We start from the raw sequence: 276 nt of genomic DNA on the forward strand, positions 1-276 counted from the left end.
CAAACTAAAGACAAACTGGTTTCTTCTGAAGTGAAATCAGCTGTTGAGTCTGCAATGGGTGAAAAACTGTCTGAGTTCCTGATTGAGAACCCGACAGAAGCGAAGATGGTTTGTTCGAAAATCATCGATGCAGCACGTGCACGTGAAGCAGCGCGTAAAGCTCGTGAAATGACGCGCCGTAAAGGTGCACTAGACCTGGCTGGCCTTCCAGGTAAACTTGCAGACTGTCAGGAAAAAGATCCGGCACTCTCTGAACTATACATAGTGGAGGGTGAT

The 276-nt window shown here is 47.5% G+C and carries 1 pseudogene; it reads left to right on the top strand.

Going from position 1 to position 276, the window contains the following annotated elements:
* Positions 1-276, top strand: a pseudogene (gene gyrB, locus LVD47_RS23500) (DNA gyrase subunit B); the annotation flags it as partial.

The organism is Membranihabitans maritimus, assembly GCF_021729145.1.
GTDB lineage: Bacteria > Bacteroidota > Bacteroidia > Chitinophagales > Saprospiraceae > Membranihabitans > Membranihabitans maritimus.